The 15,382-nt window shown below is 68.6% G+C and carries 15 protein-coding genes and 1 pseudogene; 14 read left to right on the forward strand and 2 right to left on the reverse strand.

Translation table 11 applies throughout. The features are described from left to right. The first annotated feature begins 12 nt into the window (after positions 1–12). From QSK25_RS02045 to QSK25_RS02085, 9 genes are all read left to right on the forward strand, one after another. Entirely contained in the window at positions 13–1,053 is a 1,041-nt protein-coding gene (locus QSK25_RS02045) for an ABC transporter substrate-binding protein (protein ID WP_285631635.1), read from the forward strand. Then, on the forward strand, positions 1,043–2,533 hold the full coding sequence (locus QSK25_RS02050; protein WP_285631637.1) for a sugar ABC transporter ATP-binding protein: 1,491 nt from the start codon (positions 1,043–1,045) through the stop codon (positions 2,531–2,533). The genes QSK25_RS02045 and QSK25_RS02050 overlap by 11 nt, the downstream gene beginning before the upstream one ends. After that, positions 2,514–3,458, forward strand: a complete 945-nt coding sequence (locus QSK25_RS02055) for an ABC transporter permease (RefSeq protein ID WP_352235701.1) — start codon at positions 2,514–2,516, stop codon at positions 3,456–3,458. The genes QSK25_RS02050 and QSK25_RS02055 overlap by 20 nt, the downstream gene beginning before the upstream one ends. Continuing rightward, entirely contained in the window at positions 3,455–4,429 is a 975-nt protein-coding gene (locus tag QSK25_RS02060) for an ABC transporter permease (protein ID WP_285631643.1), read from the forward strand. The genes QSK25_RS02055 and QSK25_RS02060 overlap by 4 nt, the downstream gene beginning before the upstream one ends. A 7-nt stretch (positions 4,430–4,436) precedes the next feature. Beyond that, positions 4,437–7,154 carry an AbfB domain-containing protein gene (locus QSK25_RS02065; protein ID WP_285631646.1) on the forward strand — a complete coding sequence of 906 codons (2,718 nt, stop codon included), beginning with the start codon at positions 4,437–4,439 and terminating at the stop codon, positions 7,152–7,154. 9 nt (positions 7,155–7,163) lie between these two features. Continuing rightward, the gene (locus QSK25_RS02070) at positions 7,164–8,237 is read left to right on the forward strand and encodes a S1 family peptidase (RefSeq protein ID WP_285631649.1); all 1,074 of its coding nucleotides are present in this window, start codon (positions 7,164–7,166) and stop codon (positions 8,235–8,237) included. 315 nt (positions 8,238–8,552) lie between these two features. Next, positions 8,553–9,188: a DedA family protein gene (locus tag QSK25_RS02075; protein ID WP_285631652.1), complete on the forward strand. Its 636-nt coding sequence runs from the start codon at positions 8,553–8,555 to the stop codon at positions 9,186–9,188. A 195-nt stretch (positions 9,189–9,383) separates the two neighbouring features. Then, on the forward strand, positions 9,384–9,812 hold the full coding sequence (locus QSK25_RS02080; RefSeq protein WP_285631655.1) for an LIC_13387 family protein: 429 nt from the start codon (positions 9,384–9,386) through the stop codon (positions 9,810–9,812). A gap of 106 nt (positions 9,813–9,918) precedes the next feature. Then, entirely contained in the window at positions 9,919–10,362 is a 444-nt protein-coding gene (locus QSK25_RS02085) for a hypothetical protein (RefSeq protein WP_285631658.1), read from the forward strand. Here QSK25_RS02085 and QSK25_RS02090 read toward each other — a convergent pair. Continuing rightward, positions 10,359–11,390: an FAD-dependent oxidoreductase gene (locus QSK25_RS02090; RefSeq protein ID WP_285631661.1), complete on the reverse strand. Its 1,032-nt coding sequence runs from the start codon at positions 11,388–11,390 to the stop codon at positions 10,359–10,361. The two genes, QSK25_RS02085 and QSK25_RS02090, sit on opposite strands and share 4 nt — an antisense overlap. Positions 11,391–11,554: 164 nt before the next feature. On the opposite strand from QSK25_RS02090, the gene QSK25_RS02095 reads away from it, so the two are divergent. The 3 genes from QSK25_RS02095 to QSK25_RS02105 are packed head-to-tail and all read left to right on the forward strand — an operon-like array spanning position 11,555 to position 13,164. After that, positions 11,555–12,331 (forward strand): Tat pathway signal sequence domain protein, encoded by a 777-nt coding sequence (locus QSK25_RS02095; RefSeq protein WP_285631664.1) that lies wholly within the window; start codon positions 11,555–11,557, stop codon positions 12,329–12,331. Positions 12,332–12,373: 42 nt separating this feature from the next. Then, positions 12,374–12,739, forward strand: a complete 366-nt coding sequence (locus QSK25_RS02100; protein ID WP_285631667.1) for an SPW repeat domain-containing protein — start codon at positions 12,374–12,376, stop codon at positions 12,737–12,739. Next, positions 12,736–13,164 carry a hypothetical protein gene (locus QSK25_RS02105; protein ID WP_285631670.1) on the forward strand — a complete coding sequence of 143 codons (429 nt, stop codon included), beginning with the start codon at positions 12,736–12,738 and terminating at the stop codon, positions 13,162–13,164. Before QSK25_RS02100 ends, QSK25_RS02105 begins: the two co-directional genes overlap by 4 nt. Positions 13,165–13,195: 31 nt before the next feature. Here the strand turns inward: QSK25_RS02105 and QSK25_RS02110 are convergent, their stop codons facing one another. Continuing rightward, positions 13,196–13,585, reverse strand: coding sequence for a RidA family protein (locus QSK25_RS02110; protein WP_285631673.1), 390 nt, complete (start codon positions 13,583–13,585; stop codon positions 13,196–13,198). A 91-nt stretch (positions 13,586–13,676) separates the two neighbouring features. Here QSK25_RS02110 and QSK25_RS02115 point away from each other — a divergent pair, with 91 nt between their 5' ends. Both QSK25_RS02115 and QSK25_RS45555 read left to right on the forward strand, forming a co-directional pair. Continuing rightward, positions 13,677–14,039 (forward strand): winged helix-turn-helix transcriptional regulator, encoded by a 363-nt coding sequence (locus tag QSK25_RS02115; RefSeq protein WP_285631676.1) that lies wholly within the window; start codon positions 13,677–13,679, stop codon positions 14,037–14,039. A 147-nt stretch (positions 14,040–14,186) separates the two neighbouring features. Then, a pseudogene (locus tag QSK25_RS45555) lies at positions 14,187–15,188 on the forward strand (IS4 family transposase); the annotation flags it as partial. Positions 15,189–15,382 lie beyond the last annotated feature (194 nt).

Here is a 15,382-nt window from a genome sequence, read left to right on the forward strand (position 1 = left end):
TAGGAGCCAACGATGTCTCGCATGTTGCTCATCGCCGTCGCCGCCTTGCTCGTGACGGGGTGCACAGCCAGAGAAGCCTCGAACACAGCCAGTAACGAGGGACCCGCCGCGTCCGCCGCGCAGAACCAAAGTGCAGGACCCGGCTGTGCGCGCGGCAAGACCGGGTACCCGCAGGTGGAGCTCAAGGGTGCGATGGTCGGCTTCTCCCAGTCGGAGAAGGAGGCCAACCCGTTCCGCACCGCGGAGACGCAGTCGATCAGGGACGAGGCCGCGAAGCGCGGGGCCGAACTGCTCTACACGAACGCCCAGAGCGACCTGAACAAGCAGATCAGCGACATCAAGTCGCTGATCGACCGCGGTGTGAAGCTGCTCATCGTCGCGCCGCTCAACTCCGACGGCCTGCAGCCCGCGTTCGACGCGGCGAAGGCCAAGCAGGTGCCGGTCGTGACGATCGACCGCAAGGTCACCTCGCAGCCCTGCGCCGACTACCTGACCTTCATCGGTTCCGACTTCGTCAAGCAGGGCGAACGCGCCGCGCAGCAGATGATCAAGGCGACCGGCGGCAACGGCAAGGTCGCGATCCTGCTCGGCGCCTCGGGCAACAACGTCACGGTCGACCGCACCAAGGGCTTCAAGGACGGCATCAAGGGCACGCCGGGCCTCACGGTCGTCGCCGAGCAGACCGGTGAGTTCGACAGGTCCAAGGGCCAGGCCGTGATGGAGCAGCTCATCCAGAGCAACCCCGACATCACCGCCGTCTACGCCGAGAACGACGAGATGGGCGTCGGCGCCGTCACCGCGCTCAAGGCCGCGGGCAAGCAGCCGGGCAAGGACGTCAAGGTCGTCTCCATCGACGGCACGCGCAACGCCGTGCAGCTCATCGCGGACGGCAGCTACACCGCGGTCGTCGAGTCCAACCCGCGCTTCGGCCCGCTCGCGTTCGACACGCTGGAGAAGTTCGGCAAGGGCGACGAGATCCCGGCGACCATCGTGATCTCCGACGACGAGTACGACACCACGAACGCGGCGCAGAAGCTCGGCAATGCCTACTGATCCCGTCATCGAGGTCGCCGGCGTGACGAAGACGTTCGCCGGCGTCCGGGCACTCTCCGACGTCGACTTCACGCTCCAGCGCGGCGAGATCCACGCGCTGGTCGGGGAGAACGGCGCCGGCAAGTCGACGCTGATCAAGGTGCTGACCGGCATCCACACCCCGGACGCCGGCTCCATCACCCGCAACGGGAACATCTCCACGATCTACCAGGAGGTGAACCTCGTCCCGTTGATGAGCGTCTCGGCGAACCTGTTCCTCGGCCGCGAGCCGCGCAACCGGTTCGGGCTGATCGACCGGGCACGCAGGGACGCCGACGCCGCGGAGCTGTTGCGCGGCTACGGGATCACGGCGGACGTGAGCAGTCCACTCGGGACGCTCGCGGTCGGCGAGCAGCAGATGGTCGCGCTCGCGCGGGCCGTCGACGCCGAGGCGGACGTCGTGATCATGGACGAGCCCACGTCGTCGCTGGAACCGCGCGAGGTCGAGACGCTGCTCGGCGTGGTGCGCAAGCTGCACGACGAGGGCATCGCGATCATCTACGTCAGCCACCGCATGGACGAGCTGTACCGGATCTGCGACACCGTGACCGTGCTCAGGGACGGTGTGAACGTGCACAGCGGCCCCCTGAAGGAACTTCCGCGCATCGAGCTCGTGTCGTTGATGCTCGGCAGGTCGGTGAAGGAGATCGAACGCGACGGCACCACGGCGTTCGGCGAGGACCACCACGCCGACGCGCAACCGGTGCTCGAAGCGCGGGACCTCACCAGCACGCCGCGCATCAACGGCGTGAACGTGTCCATCAGGCCGGGCGAGGTCGTGGGCCTCGCCGGCCTGCTCGGCTCGGGCCGCACCGAGACCGCGAAGGCGATCATCGGCGCGCTCCCGCTGAACAGCGGCACGGTGCTGGTCGCGGGCAAGCCCGTGGCGCACACCGTGAAGGCGGCCACCAGGGCGGGCATCAGCATGCTCGCCGAGGACCGCAAGACCGAGGGGATCATCCCGAACCTGTCGGTGCGCGAGAACATCGTGCTCGCGGCGTTGCCGCGGCTGAGCCGGTTCGGCGTGGTCAGCAGGTCCAAACAGGACAGGATCGTCGACACCTTCGTGAGGCGCTTGCGCATCAAGGTGTCGAGCCCGGAGCAGAAGGTCGCGGAGCTCTCCGGCGGCAACCAGCAGAAGGTGCTGCTCGCCCGGTGGCTCTGCACCGAACCGAAGATCCTGCTGCTCGACGAACCGACGCGCGGCATCGACGTCGGCGCCAAGGCCGAGGTGCAGGCGCTGATCGACGAGCTCGCGCGGGAAGGCCTGGCGGTGCTGCTGATCAGCTCCGAACTGGACGAACTGCTCGACGGGTCGGACCGGATCGTCGTCCTGCGCGACGGCGCGGTCGCCGGTGAACTCGAAGGAGACCAGCTCACCCGTGAGCACGTGCTCAACGCGATCGCCGCGGAGGTGATGGATGACGCTGACAGCCTCTAGGACAGCCGCGAGGACGCGGTGGTTGCAGGACAACGGTGTCTACGTCGCCGTGGCCGCGCTGCTGCTGTTCAACGCCCTGTTCACGGCCAACTTCCTGACGGTCGGCAACTTCACCACCCAGCTGGTGCAGGCCGCGCCGGTGCTGATCGTCGCGCTCGGCATGGCGCTGGTGATCGGCACCGAGGGCGTCGACCTGAGCGTCGGTGCGGTGATGGCGCTCGCCGCCGCGATCATCCCGCTCTACCTGGGTGCCGGGCCGTTCATGGCGATCACGATGGCACTCGTGGTCGGCGCGCTCGCCGGGGTGTTCAACGGGTTCCTGGTCGCCAAGGTCGGCATCCAGCCGATCGTCGCCACGCTCGCGTTGCTGGTGGGCGGCCGGGGCCTGGCACTGGTGATCGCGGACGGCCAGCTCGTGCAGCTGCACGACCCCGCGTTCCTCGCGCTCGGCACCGACGACGTGCTGGGCGTCCCGATCAGCGTGCTGATCGCGGGGTTGCTGGCGCTCGTCATCGCCGGTGTCACCAACCGCACCACGTTCGGCCGTCAGCTCGTCGCGATCGGCGGCAACCGCAAGGCCGCCACGCTCGCGGGCCTGCCGGTCAACCGGGTGCTGGTCGGCGTCTACGCGATCTGCGGCGTGCTCGCGGCGATCGCCGGTGTCCTGGCGACGTCGCGGCTGTCCGCGAGCGACCCGGCCGACATGGGCCTGCTCATGGAGCTGTCCGCGATCACCGCGGTGGTCGTCGGCGGCACCCCGCTGACCGGCGGCAAGGTCCGCGTGCTCGGCACGGTGTTCGGCGTGATCCTGATGCAGCTCGTCCGGGCCACCCTGATCAAGCACAACCTGCCCGACTCGATCGCGCAGATGATCCAGGCCGCGATCATCGTCGCCGCCGTCTACGTGGCTCGGGAGCGCCGATGACGACGACACTGACCAAGTCGGGGCCGACACCGACCAAGGCCGCGCGGACGAAGGTCCTGCAACGCCAGGGCGCCGCCGTCGCGCTCGTGCTGATGGTGGCGGTGTCGTGGCTGGTGTTCCCGCGCTTCGGCAGCCTCGACAACCTGCGGGACCTCGCGTTGCAGGGTTCGTTCCTGGCGATCATCGCGATCGGCATGACGTTCGTGATCATCACGGGCGGCATCGACCTGTCAGTCGGGTCGCTCTACGCGCTCGGCGGTGTGCTCGCGGCCTGGGGTTCGCAGTACGGGTTCCTGGCGGCGCTGGCGCTGCCGCTGGTGGTGTGCGGGCTGATCGGCCTGGTCAACGGCCTGCTGATCGCCAAGACGAACATGGCGCCGTTCATCGTCACCCTGGCGTCGCTGCTGTTCGCCCGCGGCCTCCTGCTCGCGATCACCGACGAGGGAGCCAACACCTACAAGATCGACGGGGACAGCGCGTTCGTCGAACTCGGCCGCGGCACCGTGGCGGGCTTCGGCTACCCGATCTTCGTCGCGGCCGTGCTCGCCGTCCTCGGCGGCATGGTGCTGAACCGCACCAACTTCGGCCAGAACGTGTTCGCCACCGGAGGCGCCGAGCAGTCGGCGGTCCTGCTGGGCGTTCCCGTCGCCAAGACCAAGGTCCTCGTCTACACGATGAGCGGCACGCTGGCGGGACTCGCCGGCGCCCTCACCGCCGCCTATCTCCAGTCGGGCGTCACGGTCATCGGCGTCGGCCTCGAACTGGACGCCATCGCGGTCGTCGTCATCGGCGGAACCCTGCTGACCGGTGGCATGGGCACGATCCTCGGCACCGTGATCGGCGTGGGCCTGATCAAGGTCATCCAGAACGTCATCAACCAGATCGGCACGCTCGACAGCAACTACCAGTCAGTGGTGAGCGGGGTGTTCCTGCTCGTCGTCGTCGTCCTGCAACGCATATTGCGAAGATAGGAGAGCCATGACCAGACGCGTCCTGGGCGTATTGGTCGGAATCCTCATCACAGCAACCTTTCTGACACCGACAGCGGCGCAGGCGGCGGAATGGGTACCCAAGACCCCTCCGCTCGCCACGCCGTGGACCTCGCAGGTGTCCCCGACGAACGCACTGCCCGAGTACCCGCGCCCGCAACTCGTGCGCACGGAGTGGCAGAACCTCAACGGCGTCTGGGAGTTCGCGGGCGCCCCCAACCTCAACTCGCCGCCCTTCGGCAGGCCGCTGGCCGAGGGCGTGCTCGTGCCGTACCCGATCGAATCCGCGCTGTCGGGGATCAAACGGCACGAGGACAACATGTTCTACCGCCGCACCTTCACCGTCCCGGCCGGCTGGAACGGCCGCCAGGTCAAGCTGAACTTCGGCGCCGTGACCTGGGAAACGCGCGTGTGGGTCAACGGCAGGCAGGTCGGCACGCACACCGGCGGGTTCGACGCGTTCTCGTTCGACATCACCTCAGCGCTCAACGGCGGCACCAACGAGATCATCGTCGGTGTCACCTCGACGGTCGACGGCAGCCGCTACCCGATCGGCAAGCAACGCCGGAACCCGAGCGGCATCTTCTACACCGCCGCGTCCGGCATCTGGCAGACCGTGTGGCTGGAACCGGTGCGGGCAGCGAACATCACCCGCCTCGACACGACCCCGAACGTGCCCGCGAGCGCACTCGACCTCGTCGTGCAGGGCACCGCCGGTCAGGCCGTCACCGCGGAAGTCCTGAGCGGCGGCCAGGTCGTCGGCAGGCAGACCGGCACGACCGGGACGTCGTTGCGCGTCCCCGTGCCGAACGCCCGGCTGTGGTCGCCCGACGACCCGTTCCTCTACGACCTGCGCGTGACGCTGGGCAGTGGAGACGCCGTCACCGGTTACTTCGGCATGCGCTCGCTCGGCAAGGCGGTGGTCGGCGGCGTCATGAGGCCGTTGCTCAACGGCAAGTTCGTCTTCCAGAGCGGCACGCTGGACCAGGGCTACTGGCCCGACGGCATCTACACCGCGCCGACCGACGAGGCGCTGCGGTTCGACCTCGAACGCCAGAAGGCGCTGGGGTTCAACATGGTCCGCAAGCACATCAAGGTGGAACCGGCGCGCTGGTTCTACCACGCCGACCGGCTCGGCCTGATGGTCTGGCAGGACATGCCGTCCGTCGACGCGATCGACGAGGCGCCGAACTCGCACGCCAACTACGAGTCCGAGCTGCGCCGGATGATCGACCAGCTCAAGGGCATCACGTCGATCGTGCAGTGGGTGCCGTTCAACGAGGGCTGGGGCGAGTACGACGCGGGCCGGATCGTGAACCTGATCCGCTCGATCGACAACACCCGCCTGATCAACCACAACTCGGGGTCCAACTGCTGCGTCTCGGACCCCGATCCCGGCAACGGCGACGTGATCGACGACCACCACTACCAGGTCTCCGCCAACACCAGGCAACCCGACGCCAACCGGGTCGCGATGCTCGGCGAGTTCGGTGGCCTGGGCCGCCGGGTCGTCGGCCACGAGTACCAGCCGGGCGCCGGATTCGCCTACGGCGCTTTGTATCCGGACGAGGCGTCGCTGACCAAACGCTACGAGGAGGTCATCAAACAGGTCCAGCGGCTGATCCACACCCGCGGGTTGTCCGCGATGGTCTACACCGAGCCGTACGACGTGGAGAACGAGGTCAACGGCTTCTACACCTACGACCGGCGCGTGCTGAAGATGACCGAGTCGCGCGTGCGGGCGGTGAACCTCGGCGTGCTCGCGGTCGCCCGCGGTACCGCCGTGAGCCCGGACGACGTGGTGTCGTTGCGCGTCACCACTTCCGGCTACACCGACCGCTACCTGCGACACCAGTCCTCGCTGGCCCGCACGGACGTGATCGGCACCGATCTGGGCCGGTTGGACGCCACGTTCAACCTCCGTCCCGGCCTGGCCGACGCGGCCTGCTTCTCGTTCGAGTCGCGGAACTTCCCCGGCCAGTTCCTCCGGCACAGCAACGGACGCATCCGCCTCGACGTGAACAACGGCTCGATCGCGGCCGACGCCACGTTCTGCGCCCGCGAGGGGTCCGGCGGCACCGCGCTGGAGTCGTTCAACGTGCGCGGCTCCTTCGTGAGGCACTACAACGAGGGCGTCTACCTGGCACGATCCGGCGGCCCGAACCCCTGGGACAGCGCCGGTTCCTTCGCCGCGGACACCACGTGGGCGGTCGGCACCGGCCTGTGGCGCAGCGGCGCGGACCTGCCGCTGGACCAGGCCCGTTCGTTCCGCGTGACCACCCCGGGCTTCACGGACCGCTACCTGCGGCACCGGGAGTCCTTGGCTCGCACCGACGTCGTGACCAGCACCTCGGACGCCCTGACCAAGGCGGACGCGACGTTCGTCGTCCGGCGCGGACTCGCCGAGCCCACCTGCTACTCGTTCGAGTCCCGCAACATCCCCGGCCAGTTCCTGCGGCACGCGGACTTCCGCGTCCGGCTCGGCACCAACGACAACACCGACCTGTTCCGCCGCGACGCGACGTTCTGCGCGCAGCAGGGCAGCGGCGGCGTGCGGCTGGAGTCGATCAACGAGCTCGGCACCAGCATCAGGCACTACGCGGAGGAGGTCTGGGTCGCCTCGAACGGCGGCGCGCACACGTACGACAACCCTGCCTCGTACAACCAGGACGTGAGCTGGGCCGTGAGCTCACCCTGGGCGCCCTAGGAGACAACCATGTTGCTACGCATAGCTTCCGTGTCCGCGATCGTGCTGAGCACGATCACCATCCCTGCCGTGGCGGCGTCCGCTGACGTCGTCGACGCGATGAGCCGCGACTTCGGCATCACCCAGGCCGAAGCGCTGAACCGCGTCCGTGCCGAGAAGGTGGCCCTGAAGATCGCCCCGGCCGCCGAACAGGCCGCCGCCAGCGCGTACGGCGGCAGCTGGTACGCCGACGGCAAGCTGCAGGTCGCCGTCACCGACCCAGCCCGAGTCGACGCCGTCCGCGCCACCGGCGCCCAGCCGGTGCTGCGAACGAAGTCCCTGGCTTCGCTGAACGCGGTGAAGTCGCGCATCGACGGACTGTCCAAGGCCGGGGCCGTACCGGAGGGCGTCGCCGGGTGGCGGGTCGACGTCCAGCGCGGCGCCGTCGTCGTAGACGCCCAGCCGGGTACCGATGTTTCTTCGTTGCCCAAGGATGTCGTCGTCAACACCGCCGGCGTGCAGAAGCCGCAGACGTACGCGGCCGGCACGGTCGGCGGCGATCCGTTCTACACCGGCAACGTGCGCTGCTCCATCGGCTTCTCGGTGCACGGCGGCTACGTCACCGCAGGCCACTGCAACGTCGGCGCCTGGAACGTCTACGGGTGGGACCGCTCCTGGCAGGGCGAGTTCGTGGGCTCGTCGTTCCCCGGCAACGACCACGGCTGGGTACGCACGGGCGGGGGCTGGTGGAACGTGCCCGTCGTGCTCGGCTGGGGCCAGACCAGCGACGCCCTGGTGCGCGGCTCGTGGGAGGCCCCGCCCGGCACGTCCGTGTGCCGCTCGGGCTCGACCACGCACTGGCACTGCGGCGTCATCCAGGGCCGCAACGAGACCGTGAACTACCAGCAGGGCGCGGTCTACGAGATGGTCGGCACGTCCGTGTGCGCCGAGGGCGGCGACTCCGGTGGCTCGTTCATCACCGGTGACCAGGCCCAAGGCGTGACGTCCGGCGGGTACGGCAACTGCTCCAGCGGCGGCCGCACGTGGTTCCAGCCGGTCAACGAAATCCTGCGCACGTACGGGTTGACGCTCCTGACCGCCTGACCTGGGTTCCGCCGGGACGCGAACGCGCATTTCCGCACGTCCGCGTCCCGGAGGTCGCCTTGCCGGCAGCCGGCTTGGTCCTGGCAGTACTCGCGAACGGCGCCCCGCTCAATCCCAGCGAGCCCGGCGAGCACTCGGTGCTCTACCGCGCCGAGGCCGGCTGAATCATGGCCACCCGACGGGGAGACCACCAGCCAGTAGGGGGTCTCCCTTACCTCTTAGGTCTACCGGCAGGTCAGACCACGGGCCGATGTGCGCGTAGAGCCCGTCCTTGTGAACTGTCCCCGACTTCTGACGTTCCTCTGGGGAGAGTTCATGTCCTTCCTGACCGATGCCCTCGAAGGCCTGGCCGGCCTGCCGCAACCCGCCGTGCTCGCCGTGACGGGCGCGTTGACGCTGGCGGAGTGCACGCTCGGCATCGGCTTCCTGGCACCGGGCGAAAGCGCCCTCCTGCTGGCCTCGACGACGGTGACGAGCGCACCCAGGTTCCTCGTCATGTGGCTGGTGGTCACGGTGTGCGCGATCGCCGGCGACAGCATCGGCTACTACCTGGGCCGCCGCTACGGCGATCGGTTGCGCGACAGCAGGATCGTCCGCAAGGTCGGGCAGCAGCACTGGGACAAGGCGGGTGACCTGCTGCGCCGCCGGGGCGCGTGGGCGGTGTTCGTGGCCAGGTTCATGCCGGTCGTGCGGACCCTGGTGCCGGCGTCGGCGGGGGCGTCGAAGCTCGAGTACCGGAGGTTCCTGCCGGCCTCGGTCGCGGGTGCGGCGTGCTGGTCCGCGTTGCACATCGGCATCGGCGCGACCGCCGGTGCGTCAGCCAAGTACATCGAGTCCGTCTTCAACGGCGCCATGTGGATCGTGCTGGGCGTCGCGCTCGTGGTCGGTGCGATCGTCGTGCTGCGCCGCCGCAGGAAGACCGCCGTGCCCGAGTTCGAGGAGGTCGGCTGACTGTCTACGGATCGTCACGCCGCTCTGCCGATCCACGAGGCACTCCGGATGCCCGAAGCCGCCCTTGCACACCAACGACTCGACGGCATGACCGGCTGAGGGGAAAGCGTTTGCCCATCAGGCTTTGTTGACACTCCGGCTCTTCGTGTCGACCATACGGTGGCGTATGTTCCGGTGGGCGGAGGGGGAAGAGCAATGCCACGTACGTTTCTGCTCGGTTCGTGGGCGTGGATCGCGACCGGGCTCGGACACCTGGCGCTCATGGGGGTCATGGCGTCGGGGGACGCCGATCCCGCCGCTGAGCGCGCGACCGCGGCGGCCAAGCAGGTCACGTTCGCGGTCGGAGGGGTGCAACGCTCGCTGTACGAGGTCGACCTGGGGATCAACTTCGTGATGTCCGTGGCGCTGGTCTTCGGCGGGCTGGCCTGCCTGGTCGTGGCGAAGGCGGGACCGGTGCCGCGGGCGCTCGCGGGGCTCGGGTGCGCCACGTCGCTGGTGCTGCTCGCGGTGGCGCTGGTCCTGCTGCCGTCGCCGCCGATCCTGCTGTTCGCGGTGGCCGCGCTCGCCTTCGGGCACGCGTTCGCCGTCGTCGGACGACGAGGAGCGGTGGGCGCGGCCGGGTGACCATGACTGCCGTGCGACCATCTCACTCCGCGCCGGAAGCCAGGCGCGGGACATGGGGGAACAAGTGAGAACCAGGTTCGCGGCCGCCTTGACGGCGGTTGTGCTCATGACCACGACCGCGTGCGGCACGGACGTGCCCGCCGGCCTCGCCGACAAGGTCGAGTCGGGGTGCCCCGGCCTGCTGAAGCCCGAACCGCTCGCGGTCATCACCAAGGGCTTCGTGGTGTCGGAGGTGAACACCGTGGACGTCAACGGTTGCCAGGTCTTCGTCTCGACCGGACGCCAGGTGCTCAACGTGGGGCTCGTCGCCTACGCGAGCCCGGAAGAGTCGGAACGGCTGACGCCGATGCTCTGCGAGAGCGGCGAGTTGGACGCGAACACCAAGTCGTGCGCGGAGGACAAGGCCGACGGCGGGTACACGGTGCGTGCCACCGCCGGCAAGTGGAGCATCGTGGCGTCGGTGTACGAGGTGCCGGTGAACGATGAAGTGAAGGCGGCGATGCTGCAGGTCGTCGAGGACCTCAGGGCCTCCGGCAAGACCAGCGGCTAGTTGAACAGGATCTTCTTCGCCGCGGCCTTGCCCGGTGTCGTGCGCAGCAGGCCGAACGCGAGTTCGGCGACGTTCGGGCCGCGCACGAGGGACAGGCCGCGGCGGAGTTGGGAGCGCAGCAGGTAGCGGCGGCGCATGGCCGCGACGTCGTAGTGCTCCAGCACGTACCTGTTGCCGCTGCGCAGGTAGTCGGACGCGACCTCGGCGGCGAGTTCGGACATCCGCAAGCACGGGTCGAGCCCGCCTGCTGTGAGCGGTGAGACGGCGCCGGCCGCGTCGCCGACCAGCAGCCCTTGTGGCGACACGATGCGGCGCAGCAGGCCGCCGACCGGGATCGGGCCGCCGCGCCGCTTCACCGGGCCGGTCGGCTCCGGGGTGGGGAAGCTGTCGCGGAAGCGTTGCAGGAGTTGGGGGAGCGGTGCGGTGAACCGGTCGGCGCGGCCCGCGAGGCCCACGTGCGCGTGCTCGCCGTCGTCGATGACCCAGGCGATGTAGCCGGGGGCGAGCCGAGGGTCGACGACGCAGTGGAACGTCGGCGTGGAGCCGGTTCTCACCGGGTAGACCTCCTCGATGCCGGTGATCATGCGCCGGTTGACGTCGAGGCCGAGGTTCTTCGCGACCGTGGACCTGGCGCCGTCCGCGCCGATGGTGAAGCGCGCCTTCGTGGACTTCGCTGGATAGCTGGAGTTCAGGTTGACCTGCGCGCCCGCGCGTTCGGCTTCTTCGACGGCGGTGGTGTAGATGCTCTCCATGTCGCCGACGCGGAACTCGTCGCGGTCGCTGGTCAGCTCCACCGGATTTTCGCCGGACGGCGGGTAGAGCAGCACGCGCCGGACCGCCGGGCCGAGGTGCGGCAGGTCGTAGTCGTCGAGTGTGCGGCGGACGAAGATGCCCGTCGTGCGGATGCCCGTCTCGAGGCTCGTCCTGCGTTCGCACACGGCCACGTCCAGCCCTGATTCGGCCAGCAGCCGCGCGGTGTTGAGCCCGGCCAGCCCGGCGCCGACGACGAGCACGTCCACGGTGTCCATGCCGCGACGCTAGATCGGATCACCGGACCGCTTCGGCTTCGCGGCGACACCTTCACGGGATCTGCACCGTTTCTCCACAGATGTGAGCGCTTGACATGCCGGAGGCGGTTCGCGGAAGGTGTGCACACCGCTGCCTCGAATCCCTGGTTCGAGGAGGAACATCGATGGAGTTGTTCAACCGCCGCACCGCGTTGCGAGGCGCTCTCGCCGTCGCGGCCACGCCACTGGCCGCGGGTGTGGCATCGGCTGAGGCAGGCGCGCCGGCGTTCGTGCAGAAGTGGGCCCCGAACCCCGGCTCGGTGGGGCTGAACGCGTTCGTCGGCATCGAGGACGACCGCTCGGACTCGCACCCGTCCGCCACGCACATCTTCGCCGAGAGCAACCAGTACCGGTTCGTGATGCACAAGTCCGACCGGGACGGTTCTGACCGGCAGCGCAACGAGGTGCGCGCCATCCGGACCGGCAGCACCCGTCACGACATGAAGAAGGGCGAGACCTGGCGCTACAACTACCAGATGTACGTGCCGTCGTCGTTGAAGGGCACCACCAGCTTCACGCACGTCTTCCAGGTCAAGCACACCGGCGTGGACTCGCCCGTGGTCACGATGTCGTTGTTCCGCTCGGGTTCTCTCGAGACCGTCGAGATGAGACTGTTCGGCGCCGGCCAGGCGAAACTCGGCAGCACGCCGCTCGCCCCGTTGCGCAACAGGTGGATCGACGTCGAGATCGAGATCAAGGTCGCCGACTCCGGCAGCCTGCGCTACTCGCTGAAGGACGCCGGCACCACGGTCGTCAACGCCTCGCGGTCCGGCTTCGACACGTGGCTGGGCGGTGACCAGGCGCATCCGAAGTGGGGCATCTACCGCGGCCTCGGCGACTCCGCGCAACTGCAGGACACCTACCTGTTGCTGCGCAACATGAAGGCGTACCGGAACGAATAGAGGGTGTTCCCACAGAGGCTTCCGAGGGTCAGAATCACTCTTGTGGGGGATCTTCACGGACGAACCGTCGAGAGCAGGGCCGGGGTGGCCGCCTTCCTGGCAGGCGTGTGGCTGATCGCCGCACCCCCGGTCCTGCACTTCGGCGCGTCGCTGCACGCCTTTCGCCCGTACTGGGTGTCCATGGGCCTGGCCGTGGTGATCATGCTCCTGGGCATGGTGCGCGCGATGGCACCCCTGGACGTGCCGTTCATCCGGCACCTGACGATCGTCCTGGCGCTGTCGCTGGTCGTCGTCGCGCTGCTGCGAACGGACGGCGGCATTGCCACCGTCTGGCTCAACCAGCTGGTGGTCGGCGCACTCGTGGCCCTGTCAGCGGGCATCGCGTTGCTGGTCGGTCTGCGCAGATGAGCGGCACCTGGTCCGACCTCTGCCTGATCTGCAAGGGCCAGCAGGACTTCGTGGTGAACGTTCACGAGGCGGGCCCGTATGAACGTTCACACGACTACACCCGCGTTCTCTATTGCCGTTCGTGCGAGGTGGGCGAGCTGCGCGCGTTCAGCTACGACGGCTTCGTCGTCTTCGGCGAGGAGGACGACACCATGGTCTGGTCGTCGGTGCTGTCTCGCGACGACGTCTCGCTGCTCCGCTCGGCCTTCACCTGCGCCGTGCCGCTGGCGGGCATCTGCGAGTGCTCCCAACACGTCCGCCTGTACGACACCAGCGTTCGTGCCAACAAAACCCGCCTGCCCGAACACGGTCCCGACCGTCACAGCCCGGCCGGCCGCACCACCGTCACGGTCGCGGTGGTGGACGGCCTGCCGGAGTTCCGCTGACCCGGTCGACCACCTCTCAACCGACCACAGCTCAGTCGACCACCGCGATGGCCTCGACCTCGACGAGGTGTTCCGGTACGTCGAGACTCGCCACCCCGATCAACGTGGCCGGCGGCGTGGCCGTCTCGTTCAACTTCGCCTTCGCGTTCTCGATGCCCTTGAGCAGCTCCGGCATCATCTCCGGCTTCCAGCCCACGACGTACACCCTGACCCTGACGAGGTCGTTGAAGCTCGCGTTCGCCGCCTTGAGCGCGGTGTGCACGTTGGTGTACGCCTGCTCGGTCTGCAGGGCGAGGTCGGGTTCCGAGTCCCAGGCCACCTGCCCGGCCAGGTAGATGGTCCTGCTCCCGCTGGCCACCGCGACGTGGTGGTACACGTCGACCTGCGGCAGCCCGTCGGGGTTGATGAGCGTGACAGCCATGTTCGTTCCTCTCTTGCAGTTACTCGCTCACCGTAGGAGAGTGAATGCTGACCTGGAAGAACGCACTTTTCTGAGAGTGGGGCACCACAAGGTGAGTAAGCAGCTCAGCGGCGACCTGGCCCGCGCGGACTCGCTGGCCCGCGAGATCTTCTCCGACATCGCCAACAAGTGGGCGCTGCTCATCGTCGAGACCATCGGGGACGCCACGAAGCGCTTCACCGAGCTCAAGACCGAGGTGGACGGCATCAGCCACAAGATGCTGACCCAGAACCTGCGGTTGCTGGAGCGCAACGGCCTCGTCACCCGGCACGTCCACCCGACCGTGCCGCTGCGGGTCGACTACACCCTGACCGAGCCCGGTCAGGCGCTCCGCGCGACGGTCGACGCCATGTGCGCCTGGACGTCCCGCTACCTCACCGACATCGAAGAGGCCCGAACCCGCTTCGACGCCTAACCCCAATGCCGGGAAGTTAGGGAGCGGGCGGTGTTGTCAACCAGCTGAGTGAGGCAACGGGGTCCCTGCTAGAACAACGTCGACCAAGAGCGTTGAACAGCAGGAACCCCGTTGGAACACCAGTCTGTCATCACCCGCTGTATCCGTGTGGCCCAGGGCCGTTTCGCGCCTGGCCATCTCGGTGAATTGACCCGTCTCATCCCGTTCGAGATGGTCGACGACGCGCTGGCCTCGACCGGAACAACCCAGCGGCGGCTGCGAGAGCTGCCGTCCCGTGTGGTCGTCTATCTGCTCATCGCCGCAGGCCTGTTCGCCGAGTTGGGCTACTGCCAGGTGTGGGCGCGGCTGGTCGCCGGGCTGGACGGCATCGCGGTCGCGGTCCCGAGTTCCTCGGCGCTGGCCCAGGCCCGCCGCCGGATCGGGCCGGCTCCGCTGGCGGCGGTGTTCGGGCTGTTGGCCGGTCCCGCTGCCGGCGCGGTCCGGTGGCGGTCGCTGCTGGTATGCGCGATCGACAGCACCACCCTGTTCGTCCCGGACAGTGACGCCAACCTGACCCGTTTCCCTTACCAGGGTGGAGGAAACGGCCCGTCCGGATATCCGATGCTGCGGTTAATGGCCGTGGTCGCCTGCGGCACCCGCACCGTCATCGATATCGCGTTCGGATCGTGGCGCATCGGCGAAACCAGCATGGCGCCACGACTGCTGGGCTGTCTGCGACCCGGGATGCTGCTGCTGGCCGACCGCAACTTCGCCATGGCCGACCTGATCGGGCGCATCGCCTCCACCGGAGCGGAGCTGCTCATCCGCGCCAAGGCCAACCGGGTCCTGCCCGCGATCGCCCGGCTGCCCGACGGGTCCTGGCTGACCGTGCTGGGCGGAATCGAGGTCCGGGTGATCGAGGCCGAGATCACCGCCACCCTCGGCGGACAAAAACAGCACACCGGCCACTACCGGCTGCTCACCACCCTCACCGACCACCGCCGCTACCCCGCGGCCGAGGTCGTCGACCTCTACCACCAGCGCTGGGAGATCGAGACCACGTTCCTGGAGATGAAATCCACCCTGCTGGGCGGACGGGTCCTGCGCGCACAGACCCCGGCCGGGATCGATCAGGAGATCTACGCCCTGCTCTGCGGCTATCAAGCACTACGGCTCGCGATGGCCGACGCCCTGCTCGGACACGAGACCGCACCCGACCGGGCCGGGTTCACCATCGCCCTCAACGCGGCACGTGACCAACTCGTCCTGGCCGCGGGAGTCATCACCGACACCGTCATCGACCTCGTCGGCGCGATCGGGCGAGCAGTCCAAGCCGGACTGCTCGCCCGCCGCCGCACCCGCGT

Origin of the sequence: Lentzea sp. NBRC 102530 (assembly GCF_030269365.1) — a bacterium.
GTDB lineage: Bacteria > Actinomycetota > Actinomycetes > Mycobacteriales > Pseudonocardiaceae > Lentzea.